Genomic DNA, 13,169 nt, shown 5'->3' with positions numbered 1-13,169 from the left:
CCTCGACGCGGCGCTTCCAGTGGCCGGACAGTGTCGCGATGTGGTCGTTTATCGAAGGCCTGACGCTCGACGGGTTGTTCATCATCGGCCTGTCGTTATTGGCTGATCACTTGCTGGAAGGCAACGCCGTGGTGGTCGCCGGCACGTTGCTGGCGCTGCGCTATGTCTCGGAATTGTTGCTGAGCCCGTTGGGCGGCGTGGCGGCGCAGCGCTGGGGCGCGACGCGAATGTTGATTGTGTTCTCGCTGATGACCTCGATAGCGCTGATCGGCTTCGGGTTTCACTGGTTGATCGTCGGCGGCGCGCTGGTGCTGATATTGCGCGCGCTGCAGTTGCCGTTGGTGGTGACGGTGATCGCCCAGCGTCATCCGGACAGCGGCCGGGTGCGCGCGCTGGCGGGGAACGCGGTGTGGCGCGACATCGGCGCCGGGATCGGGCCGTTGCTGGCGGGTTTTCTGCTGCCGGTGGCGCCGTCGGAATGGGTGTATGGCGGGGCGGCGCTGTGTCTGGCGGTGAGTGCGTTGGCGTGTGTGGAACGGAAAAAATAGTCAGTTTCACAGACCCCTGTGGGAGCGAGCTTGCTCGCGATTACGTCAGCCCGGTCGACATTGATGTCGCCGGATATACCGCAATCGCGAGCAAGCTCGCTCCCACAGGGGAATAGGCGTGGCCGACTTACTCGGTCAATGATTGCAATATCTGATGCGCCGCTTTGACGCGCTCCGGGATCGGGTAGTTTTTGTTGGCCATGATCACCACGCCAATCTCACGCGACGGCACATACGCCGCGTAAGCGCCGAAACCACCGGTCGAACCGGTTTTGTTCAACAGCACATCCTTCGGCTCAGCCTGCGGCGGGTTCAACCACTGGACTGGATGCGCCTCCATGGCCATCGGCGTCGAATTGCCCGCGAGCAATTTATCCAAGGTGATCGGGTAGGCATAACGCTCCCAACCCAGGCCCTGAGTCATGTCGCCCACCGTGTAATAACCGGCATGCGTCGCGGCAATCGCGTGCTGCACCGGCGCGTCCAACGCGGCCGGCTGCATGTTTGCCTGGACAAAAGTCAGCAGGTCCGCCGCGCTGGTTTTCACCCCGTAGGCTTCTGCATCCAGCGCTCCGGGGCTGACACGCACAGGTTTGTCGGCCTTGTCGTAACCCTGAGCGTAAAGCTCCATTTGATTCTGCGGCACCTGGATAAACGTGTGCTTCAACCCGAGTTTTGGCAGCAGGGTTTTTTCCATTGCCTGCTCAAACGGCACGCCGAGGCTCTGCGCGGCCAGATACCCGGACAAGCCGATGCTCGGGTTGGAATATTGCCGATGAGTGCCGGGCGCATAAAGCGGTTTCCATTGCTGGAAATAGCCGAGCATCTTGTCCGCGCTGTCCGCCGCTTGAGGGAACTGCAATGGCAAACCGCCCGCCGTGTAAGTGGCCAATTGCACAACGCTGATGTTATCCAGCGCGCTGCCCTTTAATGCCGGGAGAACCTGGCTGGCCTTGTCGTTCAGGGACAATTTGCCGGTCGCCTGCGCGTAGGCGAGCAGGGTGGCGGTGAAGGTTTTGCTCAGCGAACCGATTTCGAACAAGGTGTTTTTAGTGACTTTCTCCCCACTTTCTTTCGAGGCGACGCCGTAGTTGAAGTAATGCGCTTTGCCGTCAACCGTCACCGCTACCGCGATCCCCGGCACGCCTTGGCTTTGCAGGATCGGGCGGATCGCCGCATCGACCGAGGCTTCGATCTGCTGGTCGGTGCGAGCCTGCGCCAGGCACACGCCTGTGCTGCCCAGTGCTACACAAGCGGCGAGAATAGTCAGTCTGCTCATCGTGTTTCGTCCATGTCGTGTCTGCTGATGGGCACGATTGTAATCGCGCGCCGAGGCTGCGGCGATGGTGGTGTGCAAACGAGGGTTGATGCACGCACGATCCTGTAGGAGCAGAGCTAGCTCGCGAAAGCTCCGGTTCAGTCGAAATGGTCTTCGACTGACACGACGCCTTCGCGAGCAAGCTTTGCTCCTACAGGGGGGGGAGTGGTTCAGCGCACCAGGCACGGTCGCTTGTTATCGAACTTCCAGCCCGGAATCAGAAACTGCATCGCCACGCTGTCGTCGCGCGCGCCGAGGCCCATGCCTTTATACAACTCGTGCGCCTTGGCCAGCTGGTCCATGTCCAGTTCGACGCCGAGCCCGGGTTTCTTCGGCACTTGCACGCAGCCGCCGACAATCTGCAGCGGAGCTTTGGTCAAGCGTTGGCCGTCCTGCCAGATCCAGTGCGTGTCGATCGCGGTGATTTCACCCGGCGCGGCGGCCGCGACATGGGTGAACATCGCCAGCGAAATATCGAAATGATTGTTGGAATGCGAACCCCAGGTCAGGCCCCATTCGTGGCACATCTGCGCCACGCGAACCGAGCCTTGCATGGTCCAGAAATGCGGATCGGCGAGCGGAATATCCACCGATTGCAACTGGATCGCGTGGCCCATTTCCCGCCAGTCGGTGGCGATCATATTGGTCGCGGTTTTCAGCCCTGTGGCGCGGCGAAACTCGGCCATGACTTCACGCCCGGAATAACCGTTTTCCGCGCCGCACGGGTCTTCGGCGTACGCCAGCACGCGGTGCTGATCGCGGCACAAACGGATCGCTTCTTTCAATGACCACGCGCCGTTCGGATCGAGGGTAATTCGCGCATCGGGAAAGCGTTCGGCCAGCGCGGTGACCGCTTCGATTTCCTCGTCGCCGCTGAGCACGCCGCCCTTGAGTTTGAAGTCCTTGAAGCCATAACGCGCGTGCGCGGCTTCGGCCAGGCGCACCACCGCATCGGCGGTCATGGCTTGCTCATGACGGACGCGGAACCAGTCGTTATCGGCCTGCGGCTCACTGCGATAAGCAAGGTCGGTGGCGTGCCGATCACCGACGTAAAACAGGTAACCGAGCATCTTCACTTCATCGCGCTGCTGCCCTTCGCCAAGCAGCGCCGCGACCGGCACGTCGAGGTGCTGGCCGAGCAAGTCGAGCAGGGCGGCTTCGAGGCCGGTGACCGCGTGAATGGTGATGCGCAGGTCGAAGGTCTGCAAACCACGGCCGCCGGCGTCGCGGTCGGCGAAGGTCTGGCGCACTTGATTGAGGATCTTCTGATAAGTGCCGATCGGGCTGCCGACCACCAGCGCGCGCGCGTCTTCCAGCGTCTGCCGAATGCGCTCGCCGCCCGGCACTTCGCCGACCCCGGTGTGCCCGGCGTTGTCGGTGAGAATCACGATGTTGCGGGTGAAAAACGGCCCGTGGGCGCCGCTGAGGTTGAGCAGCATGCCGTCGTGACCGGCCACCGGAACCACTTGCATGCTGGTAATGATCGGCGCTTTTTCGGTGTTTTTTGTGCGGTCTTGGGCGTGGTCTTGTGTGTGCATTTTTTATTGTCCTTGGATCAGAAATTCAGGCGTGGCTGGACGCGGTTTGGCCGACGGCGACCGAGGCTATTTTCGGCGTATTGCGGGCGGCAAAAACGATGATCGCGGCGATGATCGAGGTCGCGGCCAAACCGTAGAGGCCGCCCTGGATCGAACCGGTGTGTTCCTCCAGCAGGCCAAACGTGGTTGGCGCGACGAAGCCGCCGAGGTTGCCCACCGAGTTGATCAGCGCGATTACTCCGGCAGCGATTCGCGCGTCCAAATACGCCTGGGGAATTGGCCAGAACAGCGACGACGCCGATTTGAAACCGAGCGCCGCAAAACAGATCGCAACGAAGGCAAAGATCGGCCCGCCGGTGGTCGACATGAACATCCCGGCAGCCGCGATCAACAGCGCTGCGGCAACCCACGCTTGCTGGTTTTTCCATTTGGCCGACAGGGCGGCGAAGGCGTACATGCCGACAATCGACAGCAACCACGGGATCGAATTGAACAGCCCGACCTGGATGTCGCTGAGGTCGCCCATCTTCTTGATGATGCTCGGCAGCCAGAACGTCGCGGCATAGATAGTCAGCTGAATGAAGAAGTAGATCAGGCAAAACAGAATGATCTGGCGATCCTTGAGCAGTTTGCCCAACGACGGTTTGATCGGCGTCGCGGCTTCGCGGGCCAGTTGTTCGTCGTCGATGGCTTTGACCAGCGCGTCCTGTTCTGCGCGGGTCAGCCATTTGGCGTCGTGGGGTTTGGAGTCGAGCCAGAACCAGACGAACACGCACAAGCCAACCGAGAACATGCCTTCAATGAAGTACATCCACTGCCAGCCGTGCAGGCCCAGACCGTTGATTTGCAGGAGCAGGCCGGACAGCGGGCCGGAGATCAGCGAGGCAATCGCCGAGCCGCTGAGGAAGATCGCAATCGCCTTGCCGCGCTCGACGCCCGGCAGCCAGCGAGTGAAGTAATAGATCACCCCGGGAAAGAATCCGGCTTCGGCGACACCGAGCAGAAAACGCAGAATATAGAAGTGGGTTTCGTTCTGGATGAACGCCATGCCGGCGGCGACCAGGCCCCAGGTCAGCATGATGCGGGTCAGCCAGATGCGCGCGCCGACTTTCTGCAGAAGCATGTTGGAGGGGACTTCGAACAGTGCGTAACCGATGAAGAACAGGCCGGCACCGAGGCCGTAGGCGGCAGCGCCGATGCCCAGATCCTGCTCCATGTGGGCGCGGACGAAACCGATGTTCACGCGGTCAATGTAGTTGACGATGAACATGATCACGAACAGCGGCAGGACGTGGCGTTTGACTTTCGAGATGGCGGATTTGAGCACCGAATCGGTGCCTTCATGCATCCCGGACAGGGCTGTATTCACTTGCGTTTCTCCCACTGATTATTTTTATGCGGGGTGTAACTGCGTGTTGCTTGTTGATAGACATCATACAACTAGGTTTTTTTGATGCGCAAGGCTGTTGTCCAATGAAATAGCGCTGTTCCGGTAGATTCTTATTCTTGAAGCTGACTTTGGTGGTGGTTGTTTGAGTGGGCTTTGGCGTTTTGTGGAGTGTTGTCATACAAGCTGGTCGTCATTTTGGAAGGTCTCCCGACGATGCGAGTGCTACGATCCCGATTGCCCTGCCTCCGGAAGATCGCCATGCATGAAGACTTCGACGTTCCCGCCCGCAAACGCAGCCATAACCTGGCGCATGATTTGGTCGCGAAGCTGACCCAGAGCATCCTGCTCGGGCAGATGTTGCCCGGCGACAAGCTGCCTTCGGAGAACTCGATCGTTCAGGAACACGGGGTCAGCCGCACCGTGGTGCGCGAAGCAATCTCGAAATTGCAGGCGTCGGGGTTAGTGGAAACCCGGCATGGCATCGGCACCTTTGTGATTGAGCGCGCAGCGGAGCAGGGCTTGCGGCTGAACGTCGACACGGCGCTGGGTGTGCGCAGCATTCTGGAACTGCGCATGGGCCTGGAAACCCAGGCCGCCGCGCTCGCCGCCAGTCGTCGCACGGACGCGCAATTGCAGCAGATGCGCGAGGCGCTGGATGACTATCAAAACCTGCTGGCGAATAACGACAGTTGCGTGGAGGCCGACAGGCGCTTCCATTTGCTGATGGCCGAAGCCACCGGCAACGTGTGTTTCAGCGAAATCATCCAGCATTTGGGCAGTGCGATGATTCCGCGAACCCGGGTCAATGCGGCCGAGCGTGGCGCGGCGGATTTGAGCAAGCTCGGGCAATTGGCCAATCAGGAGCACGAGGCGATTCTGAACGCGATCAAACGCCAGGACCCTGACGCCGCGCGCGCGGCCATGTGGTTGCATCTGACCAACAGCCGCGACCGCTTTCTGGCGCGGTCCTGATAACCGTTGGTCTAGTCGATAGCACGCCGGTGATGCGCCCGTTTCCAACAGATATGGCCCGGACTGACCGGCCTACATCAGTGAGGTGCATCATGGCTAACGATTCGATGTTCCAGGGTGGAACGCCCAATACCGATCCCACCAGACCCATGCCCGGCACGGACGAGCCGTCGCTGGACCATGATGCTCCGCCCGGCATGGACCCCGCCCGGGACCCGGCGCAATCGGATGCGGATCGCCCCGATGACTGGAAAGACCCGAGCGCCGACGAAGACATGCCGGCGGCAGATGAGCAAACGCCATTGTCCGATGATCGGCGCTAAACAAAACCCGGCCAGAGTGCCGGGTTTTTTGTGGGCCGCAGATTGAGCGCGTCATCGTTCATCGCGAGCAGGCTCGCTCCTACAGGGGATCTCCAGCGCGCCGCGAACCTGTGGGATACAACATCTTCATCACCAGAACGACCGCCTTCGCGGGCAAGCCTCGCTCCTACAGGGCATTTTCAGCGCGCCGCGAACCCTGTAGGGGTCAATGTGGGAGTGAGCCTGCTCGCGATGGCGTCAGCAGCGCCAGCAGTTTCCGCTCCAGATTCAATGCGAGCACGCTGCTCAACACCACCACTGCGCCGACTATCATCAGCATCGTCGGCCGCTCGCCCAGTGCGAAACTGGCAATCAGCATCGCCGTCGGCGGCACCAGATACAGGGTCATCGCCGCGCGGCTCAAGTCCACATGTGCCAACACATATGCCCACGCCAGATACGCCAGCGCGCTCGGAAATACGCCCAGGCCAATCACCGCTATTTGCACGTCAACCGGCGCGCGCAACACCTGATCCGCCAGCCCTGGCAGGTACACCAGCAACAACAGCGTTCCCGCCCAAACCGTGTAACAGGTCAGGGTCAACCCGTCATAACGCCCGGTGTGATGCTTCTGCAATGCGAAATAAACACTCCACGACAGCGCCGCCAGCAAAATCAGCAAAGCCTGCGCATCAATGCTCGCCAGGCCTTTGTCCCCGGCGACGACGATGACCACGCCGATCAGCCCCAGCAGCACGCAACCCCAGCGCCAGGCACTGACCCGATCCTTGAACACAAACCGCGCCAACAACGTGCTGAACAACGGCGTCGATTGCGCCAGCACACTCGATGCCCCGGCGCTGACACTCTGCTGCCCGATGTTCAGCAGCACGTGATGCAGACTCACGGCAAACAAACCAAGCGCGATCAGAAACGGCAAGTCACGCATTTTCGGCAGGCTGATGCCGCGCCAAACCGCGACCGCCGCCATCAACCCCGACGCCAGCAGAAACCGCAGCAACGCCAGATGCCCGGGCTCGTAGGCCTGCAAGCCAAGGTGAATGCCGGTCGGTGAATAACCCCAGCACACCACGACAAATGCCATGGCAAAAATGATTTTCAGAGCGGGAGAAAGTTGCGGCATGGTCGTGCACCTGTGGTGGATGCACTGAGTATCAGAAGCCTGGTCGTTTGCTACAACTGACTTATACTGCGCCGATACATCACTTTGGGTGAGCATTATGGAATTGGCGCAGATTCGCATGTTCAAGACTGTGGCCGACGTCGGCAGCATTGCTCGCGCGGCAGAATTGCTGCACTGCGTACCGTCGAATATCACTGCGCGGATCAAGGCGTTGGAAGCGGAGCTCGGGGTGGCACTGTTTCTGCGCGAGGGGCGCGGGCTGCGGATCAGCCCTTCGGGGCAAACCTTCCTGACCTACGCCTCGAAGATTCTGGCGCTGACGGTCGAGGCCAAACGCGCCCTCGACCCCTCCGCCGAGCCTTCCGGGCCGCTGCGTATCGGCGCCATCGAGTCCTCGGCGACCGGGCGCTTGCCGCGCTTGCTGGCGAAATTCCACAAACGTTATCCCGGTGTTGCGCTGGAATTGACCACCGGCACCTGGAGCCAACTACTCGACGACACTGCCAACCATCGCCTCGACGGTGCCATCGTCGCGGTGGATGTCGAGCGCTCGCACCTGATGCGCACGCCGATGTACCGCGAAGACCTGCTGCTGATCGCCTCGACGTCGCTGGGACCGGTGCGCGATGTTGCCGATTTGCAGGATAAAACCGTGTTCATGTGGCCGCCCGGTTGCCCGTATCGGGCGGCACTGGAGCATTGGTTGCTGCGTCAGGGGCAGGCGCTGCCGATTGTCAGCCTCGCCAGTTACGGCGCAATTGTCGGTTGCGTCAGCGCCGGGGCCGGCGTGGCATTGGTGCCCAAAGGCGTGTTCGATCAATACGCGAAAGGCGCCGGGTGCGCCGGATATGAGTTCGCGGAACTGACGGCGGTGGAGAATTTGTTTTATTGGCACGAGAACGCCGGCGTGCACCCGGCGCGCGAGGCGTTCGTCGGAATGCTCCGCGAAGAATTTGCCTGAACCCGATCCCGGGCGCCCTGGCTTCCTGTAGGAGCAGAGCTTGCTCGCGAAAGCGGTCGTTCAGACAGCGTAGATGTTGCGGCTGCGGGCCTCTTCGCGAGCAAGCTCTGCTCCTACAGGGGGTTTGCGTTGTCTGCGCAATTGCGCGTTGATTGGTCAGTTGCCGCTGACATCGCGCATCAGCAGGGCGAAGCGCAGATCCACTGCATCGGGGATCGGCACGTACACGGTGTGGCCATCGCCCGGCGCGACGTCGATCGGTTCGCCGCGCAGGTTTTGCAACTCATGCAGGTCAAAGTGAAAGTTGCCCTTGGGCGTCATCAGTTCCATGTGATCGCCCAAGCCAAAGCGGTTCTTCACTTGCACTTCTGCCAGGCGATCGCGGCGTACACCGGTCAACTCGCCGACAAACTGCTGACGCTCCGACACCGAGCTGCCGTTCTGGTAGTTCTGGTATTCGTCGTGCACATGCCGGCGCAGGAAACCCTCGGTGTAACCGCGCTGGGCCAGCGATTCGAGATCGGTCATCAGGTTGCGATCAAACGCGCGGCCCGCCACGGCATCGTCGATGGCCTGGCGATAGACCTGAGTAGTGCGTGCGCAATAGAAATGCGATTTGGTCCGGCCCTCGATCTTCAGTGAATGCACGCCCATCTGCGTCAAACGCTCGACATGCTGCACCGCGCGCAGGTCCTTGGCGTTCATGATGTAAGTGCCGTGCTCGTCCTCGAATGCCGGCATCAACTCGTCCGGCCGATTGGCTTCCTGCAACAAAAACACCTGATCGGTCGGCGCGCCAATGCCCAACGTCGGTTGCGGCGCGAATTGCTGCACAATCTCGCCGAGCTGGTTTTCCGTGGCCGCTTGCGCCGAGTACTTCCAGCGACAGGCATTGGTGCAACTGCCCTGATTGGCGTCGCGCTTGTTCATGTAACCCGACAGCAGACAACGCCCGGAATACGCCATGCACAGCGCGCCGTGGACGAACACTTCCAGTTCCATGGCCGGCACTTGCTGGCGGATCTCGGCGATTTCTTCCAGCGACAGTTCACGCGAGAGGATGATCCGGCTCAGCCCCTGCTGCTGCCAGAACTCGACGCTCGCCCAATTCACTGTGTTGGCCTGCACCGACAGGTGAATCGGCATCTGCGGGAAGTGCCGGCGCACCAGCATGATCAGGCCCGGATCGGACATGATCAGCGCGTCGGGCGCCATCGCGATTACCGGTTCGAGGTCTTTGAGGAAGGTTTTGAGCTTGGCGTTGTGCGGCGCGATGTTCACCACCACATAAAAACGCTTGCCCTGTTGCTGCGCTTCGCGGATGCCGAGGGCAAGGTTGGCGTGGTCAAACTCGTTATTGCGCACCCGCAAGCTGTAGCGCGGCTGCCCGGCGTATACCGCATCGGCGCCGTAGGCAAAGGCGTAGCGCATGTTTTTCAGGGTGCCGGCGGGGGCGAGCAGTTCTGGGCTGGAGGGCGGCGGCGCAAGGGTCATGGTCGTGTCGATCGCAAAAGTCGGCGAGGTTAAGCGTGTTGCTCCGGGGCTTTATTGATCTGGATCTATGCTTGTTTAACAAACGGATGGCACTCGCGCGAACCGTGGCGGACTAAGCATCTGACGCGAACTTGCGTCCTCTGCGCACTGACATGGATCGGACATGAAAGAAACGACGGTACAAAAAAGAGCACTGCTGTTTTTACTGGGAGCAGTGACGCTGGCCTTTGTCTGGATTCTGCTGCCGTTCTACGGCGCGGTGTTCTGGGCGGTGATTCTCGGGATTATCTTTGCGCCCATGCAACGACGGCTGCAGTTGAAGTTCGGCTGGCAGCGCAACGTGACGTCGCTGTGCACCTTGAGCGTGTGCCTGGTGATCGCGATTTTGCCAGTGATCATCATCAGTGCGTTGCTGGTTCAGGAAGGCGCGATGCTCTACGAGAGCATCGAAAGCGGCAAATTGGACATCGCCGGTTACATCACCCAGTTCAAGCATGGCTTGCCGATGTCTTTCCAGCATCTGCTCGACCGCTTTGGTATCGGCGAGTTGAATGGTCTGCAGGATAAAGCGGTGAAAGCCGCGATGCAGGGCAGTCAGTTCTTCGCCTCGCAAGTGGTGACGTTCGGCCAAGGCACGTTTGAGTTCATCGTCAGCTTCTTCATCATGCTGTACCTGCTGTTTTTCTTCCTGCGCGATGGCGCGGAACTGGCGCGTAAGGTCCGTACCGCAGTGCCATTGCAAGAACAGCAGAAGCGCCGTTTGCAGCTCAAATTCAACCGCGTGGTCCGCGCTACCGTCAAAGGCAACCTGTTGGTGGCGGTTAGCCAGGGTGCGTTGGGCGGGTTTATTTTCTGGTTTCTGGACATCCCGAGCGCGTTGCTCTGGGCGGTGGTGATGGCGTTTCTATCGCTGTTGCCAGCGGTGGGTGCGGGGATTGTCTGGGCGCCGGTGGCCTTGTACTTCCTGCTCAGCGGTTATATCTGGCAGGGCGTGGTGCTGGCGCTGTTCGGCGTATTCGTGATTGGCCTGGTGGACAACGTGCTGCGTCCGATTCTGGTGGGCAAGGACACGAAAATGCCCGACTACATGATCCTCATTTCAACCTTGGGCGGCATGGCCGTCTTCGGTCTGAACGGGTTTGTGATCGGGCCTTTGATCGCCGCGCTGTTTATGTCGAGCTGGGCGATCTTCGTCGAAAGCAAGCCACGTATTCAACTGCCTTCTTAAGCGCTGAACGAGCCGTCGCCCATGCGCTGCGACAAGGCCTGGGCGGCGGTCAGCGAAGTGAGCGGGCCGCTGACCGGTTCGCCGTTGAGCACCAAATACCAACAGGCGAGTAACCCGCACGCTCTGAGCGATGCCGGAACGGCGCTACCGATAACTGACATGATCTGGACCTGATTCATAAGTACCTCCATCAAACGATGGGGCTACCTTACGGATCGCGCCGCGCAACGGACAATCAACGTTCTCGATAGTGGTCATTGATGCGACCGAGTTTTGCGCTCAATCTACCACCAGATCGAGCATATGCACGACTTCCTGCTCATTGAGCAGGCCTTTGCGCACCAGGTTTTCCGCCAGCAGCGAGAGGAACTTGGCGCTGCGATGGCCTTCCAGGTGCTTGAGTTCGGTCAGTGCGTCATAAACCTTGCTGGAAGTGCACAAGCCGACATTGCGGTGCGGGTTTTGCGTGGGCATGAGCTCGTCCTTCTTGTTATTAATGGCGGTGATCAACGTTGCTGTACGCCTGCAGATGCAGATTGCGCACCTGTCATGACACAAATATGACGGTTTGCCCCAATGTCAGGGAAGGGCACTCAAGGCAATCTTGCCAAAATCGCCCGCGCGCGCTGTCTCGATAACGACCTCGACGCGGTCTATCCAGACCTCGTACACCTCGCGCTCATAAAAAAGCCCCGCGGTTGAGGCGGGGCCTGGTGATTCGATCAATCAGTAGCGCGGGCCGCCGTAATAGCCGTGCGGGCGACCGTAATAGCCGCGTGGCGGGCCGTAATAAACCGGCGCCGGGCGGTAATAGATCGGTTGCTGTACGTAGACCGGGGCTGGTTGGTAATAAACCGGTGGCGGCGGTTGTTGTACGTAAACCGGTTGTGGCTGGTAGTAAACCGGTTGCGGCTGTTCAACATAAACCGGTCGATTGGCATTGATCAGGGCCGAGCCGACGATGGCCGAGCCGACAATCGCACCGAACACCGCGGGACCTTGCCAACCGCCACCGCCATGCGCTTCGGCCTGTCCGGCGACTGCCAGTACACCAATCAACAAGGCCACTGTGGGGATTTTACGGATCATGATAATTCCTCGGTTCTTCGACCCGGCGCCTGAGTCTGCAATAGACCCGGGATTGGCGCGGGGATACTTCTAAGACAGCGCTTTTTTGAAAAACTGCACAGCCGCTGGGTAAATTTTGTGTAAGGTCTGTACCGGCTTCTTTACCGTCCTGCAGCGCCGTTTGCAGACCGGATCATGATCGAACAGAACAGGATGGAATGGCTAATCCCGTCCATCTGAAAGTGCATTGAGAGGAGATGTTTCATGCAGATGAACCCCAACAAAGACACGCAGTTGTGCATGTCGCTCTCCGGGCGCCCCGGCAACTTTGGCCTGCGATTTCACAATCATCTGTACGAACAGTTGGGGCTGAATTTCTATTACAAGGCGTTCAGCAGCAAAGACCTGAACGGCGCCGTCGGTGGTATTCGCGCGCTGGGCATTCGCGGTTGCGGCGTGTCGATGCCGTTCAAGGAAGCGTGCATTGCACTGGTCGATGAGCTGGATGCGTCGGCGGCGGCGATTCAGTCGATCAACACCATCGTCAACACTGACGGCCATCTCAAGGCCTATAACACTGATTACATTGCCATCGCCCAGTTGCTGGAAACGCATCAGGTGCCGAAAGACTCGACGTTCGCCCTGCGCGGCAGCGGCGGGATGGCCAAAGCAGTGGCCAGCGCGTTGCGCGATGGCGGCTACGCAAACGGCGTGATCGTCGCGCGTAACGAGCGCGCCGGGCGGGCGCTGGCGGATGCGCTGGGTTATGAATGGCAAGCGGATTTGGGGGCGCGGCGTCCGCAGATGCTGATCAACGTGACGCCGATCGGCATGACCGGTGGACCGGAAGCGGATCAGTTGGCGTTTGATGCAGAGGTGATTGCGGCCGCGGAAACGGTATTCGATGTGGTGGCGATTCCTTCGGAGACGCCGCTGATCGTGCGCGGGCGCGCGGAAAGCAAACGCGTGATCACCGGGCTCGAAGTGATCGCGATCCAGGCGCTGGAGCAGTTTGTGCTGTACACCGGCGTGCGGCCGACGGAAGAGCAGTTTCAGGCTGCGGTGGCATTTGCACGCAGTTGATTGCCGGGTTTTTGGATGGACAGTGCCGGCCTCATCGCGAGCAAGCTCGCTCCCACAGGGGAGCTCATGAACGCTGAAATCCTTGTAGGAGTGAGCCTGCTCGCGATGACGGAGTGTCAGCCG

Annotated in this window: 14 protein-coding genes; 6 read left to right on the top strand and 8 right to left on the bottom strand. The window is 60.2% G+C overall.

Features of this window, described 5'->3' with window-relative positions:
• Positions 1 to 548 (top strand): MFS transporter (locus BI292_RS19420; RefSeq protein ID WP_157831282.1); only part of this gene is annotated, 548 nt, incomplete at its 5' end.
• 127 nt (positions 549 to 675) lie between these two features.
• Here BI292_RS19420 and ampC read toward each other — a convergent pair.
• The 3 genes from ampC to BI292_RS19405 form a co-directional block, all read right to left on the bottom strand.
• Positions 676 to 1,827, bottom strand: coding sequence for a class C beta-lactamase (gene ampC, locus BI292_RS19415; protein ID WP_101208829.1), 1,152 nt, complete (start codon positions 1,825 to 1,827; stop codon positions 676 to 678).
• Positions 1,828 to 2,036: 209 nt separating this feature from the next.
• The gene (gudD, locus tag BI292_RS19410) at positions 2,037 to 3,404 is read right to left on the bottom strand and encodes a glucarate dehydratase (protein ID WP_101208828.1); all 1,368 of its coding nucleotides are present in this window, start codon (positions 3,402 to 3,404) and stop codon (positions 2,037 to 2,039) included.
• 25 nt (positions 3,405 to 3,429) lie between these two features.
• Positions 3,430 to 4,752: an MFS transporter gene (locus BI292_RS19405; protein ID WP_371918740.1), complete on the bottom strand. Its 1,323-nt coding sequence runs from the start codon at positions 4,750 to 4,752 to the stop codon at positions 3,430 to 3,432.
• Between the two features lie 300 nt (positions 4,753 to 5,052).
• Here BI292_RS19405 and BI292_RS19400 point away from each other — a divergent pair, with 300 nt between their 5' ends.
• Both BI292_RS19400 and BI292_RS19395 read left to right on the top strand, forming a co-directional pair.
• Positions 5,053 to 5,766: a FadR/GntR family transcriptional regulator gene (locus BI292_RS19400; protein ID WP_101208826.1), complete on the top strand. Its 714-nt coding sequence runs from the start codon at positions 5,053 to 5,055 to the stop codon at positions 5,764 to 5,766.
• Between the two features lie 92 nt (positions 5,767 to 5,858).
• Positions 5,859 to 6,089: a hypothetical protein gene (locus BI292_RS19395; protein WP_092279898.1), complete on the top strand. Its 231-nt coding sequence runs from the start codon at positions 5,859 to 5,861 to the stop codon at positions 6,087 to 6,089.
• A gap of 205 nt (positions 6,090 to 6,294) precedes the next feature.
• Here the strand turns inward: BI292_RS19395 and BI292_RS19390 are convergent, their stop codons facing one another.
• Positions 6,295 to 7,212 carry a DMT family transporter gene (locus BI292_RS19390; RefSeq protein ID WP_101208825.1) on the bottom strand — a complete coding sequence of 306 codons (918 nt, stop codon included), beginning with the start codon at positions 7,210 to 7,212 and terminating at the stop codon, positions 6,295 to 6,297.
• A gap of 97 nt (positions 7,213 to 7,309) precedes the next feature.
• Between BI292_RS19390 and BI292_RS19385 the strand changes: the two genes are divergently transcribed.
• On the top strand, positions 7,310 to 8,173 hold the full coding sequence (locus tag BI292_RS19385) for a LysR family transcriptional regulator (RefSeq protein WP_101208824.1): 864 nt from the start codon (positions 7,310 to 7,312) through the stop codon (positions 8,171 to 8,173).
• A 156-nt stretch (positions 8,174 to 8,329) separates the two neighbouring features.
• On the opposite strand, the gene yegQ is transcribed toward BI292_RS19385, so the two are convergent.
• The gene (yegQ, locus tag BI292_RS19380; RefSeq protein ID WP_101208823.1) at positions 8,330 to 9,667 is read right to left on the bottom strand and encodes a tRNA 5-hydroxyuridine modification protein YegQ; all 1,338 of its coding nucleotides are present in this window, start codon (positions 9,665 to 9,667) and stop codon (positions 8,330 to 8,332) included.
• 163 nt (positions 9,668 to 9,830) lie between these two features.
• Here yegQ and BI292_RS19375 point away from each other — a divergent pair, with 163 nt between their 5' ends.
• The gene (locus tag BI292_RS19375) at positions 9,831 to 10,895 is read left to right on the top strand and encodes an AI-2E family transporter (protein ID WP_101208822.1); all 1,065 of its coding nucleotides are present in this window, start codon (positions 9,831 to 9,833) and stop codon (positions 10,893 to 10,895) included.
• On the opposite strand, the gene BI292_RS19370 is transcribed toward BI292_RS19375, so the two are convergent.
• The 3 genes from BI292_RS19370 to BI292_RS19360 form a co-directional block, all read right to left on the bottom strand.
• Positions 10,892 to 11,074 carry a hypothetical protein gene (locus BI292_RS19370; protein ID WP_092270510.1) on the bottom strand — a complete coding sequence of 61 codons (183 nt, stop codon included), beginning with the start codon at positions 11,072 to 11,074 and terminating at the stop codon, positions 10,892 to 10,894. The genes BI292_RS19375 and BI292_RS19370 overlap by 4 nt on opposite strands.
• Positions 11,075 to 11,174: 100 nt before the next feature.
• A complete protein-coding gene (locus BI292_RS19365; protein WP_092270506.1) occupies positions 11,175 to 11,369 on the bottom strand; it encodes a hypothetical protein in 195 nt (64 codons plus the stop codon).
• Positions 11,370 to 11,621: 252 nt separating this feature from the next.
• Complete coding sequence (locus BI292_RS19360; RefSeq protein WP_092270503.1) at positions 11,622 to 11,984, bottom strand: hypothetical protein; 363 nt, start codon at positions 11,982 to 11,984, stop codon at positions 11,622 to 11,624.
• A 243-nt stretch (positions 11,985 to 12,227) separates the two neighbouring features.
• Between BI292_RS19360 and BI292_RS19355 the strand changes: the two genes are divergently transcribed.
• On the top strand, positions 12,228 to 13,046 hold the full coding sequence (locus BI292_RS19355; protein ID WP_101208821.1) for a shikimate 5-dehydrogenase: 819 nt from the start codon (positions 12,228 to 12,230) through the stop codon (positions 13,044 to 13,046).
• Positions 13,047 to 13,169 lie beyond the last annotated feature (123 nt).

The organism is Pseudomonas sp. 43NM1, assembly GCF_002836905.1.
Taxonomy (GTDB): domain Bacteria; phylum Pseudomonadota; class Gammaproteobacteria; order Pseudomonadales; family Pseudomonadaceae; genus Aquipseudomonas; species Aquipseudomonas prosekii.
The sequence above is the reverse complement of the archived record's forward strand: the minus strand, read 5'-3'. Positions and strand labels throughout refer to the sequence as shown.

Bases quoted from the DNA above. Each gene is read 5' to 3' on its own strand.
- BI292_RS19355 (WP_101208821.1), top strand. From the start codon at position 12,228: ATGCAGATGAACCCCAACAAAGACACGCAGTTGTGCATGTCGCTCTCC.
- ampC (WP_101208829.1), bottom strand. From the start codon at position 1,827: ATGAGCAGACTGACTATTCTCGCCGCTTGTGTAGCACTGGGCAGCACA.
- yegQ (WP_101208823.1), bottom strand. From the start codon at position 9,667: ATGACCCTTGCGCCGCCGCCCTCCAGCCCAGAACTGCTCGCCCCCGCC.
- BI292_RS19405 (WP_371918740.1), bottom strand. From the start codon at position 4,752: ATGCATGAAGGCACCGATTCGGTGCTCAAATCCGCCATCTCGAAAGTC.
- BI292_RS19390 (WP_101208825.1), bottom strand. From the start codon at position 7,212: ATGCCGCAACTTTCTCCCGCTCTGAAAATCATTTTTGCCATGGCATTT.
- BI292_RS19375 (WP_101208822.1), top strand. From the start codon at position 9,831: ATGAAAGAAACGACGGTACAAAAAAGAGCACTGCTGTTTTTACTGGGA.
- BI292_RS19365 (WP_092270506.1), bottom strand. From the start codon at position 11,369: ATGCCCACGCAAAACCCGCACCGCAATGTCGGCTTGTGCACTTCCAGC.
- BI292_RS19385 (WP_101208824.1), top strand. From the start codon at position 7,310: ATGGAATTGGCGCAGATTCGCATGTTCAAGACTGTGGCCGACGTCGGC.
- BI292_RS19400 (WP_101208826.1), top strand. From the start codon at position 5,053: ATGCATGAAGACTTCGACGTTCCCGCCCGCAAACGCAGCCATAACCTG.
- BI292_RS19370 (WP_092270510.1), bottom strand. From the start codon at position 11,074: ATGAATCAGGTCCAGATCATGTCAGTTATCGGTAGCGCCGTTCCGGCA.
- gudD (WP_101208828.1), bottom strand. From the start codon at position 3,404: ATGCACACACAAGACCACGCCCAAGACCGCACAAAAAACACCGAAAAA.
- BI292_RS19360 (WP_092270503.1), bottom strand. From the start codon at position 11,984: ATGATCCGTAAAATCCCCACAGTGGCCTTGTTGATTGGTGTACTGGCA.
- BI292_RS19395 (WP_092279898.1), top strand. From the start codon at position 5,859: ATGGCTAACGATTCGATGTTCCAGGGTGGAACGCCCAATACCGATCCC.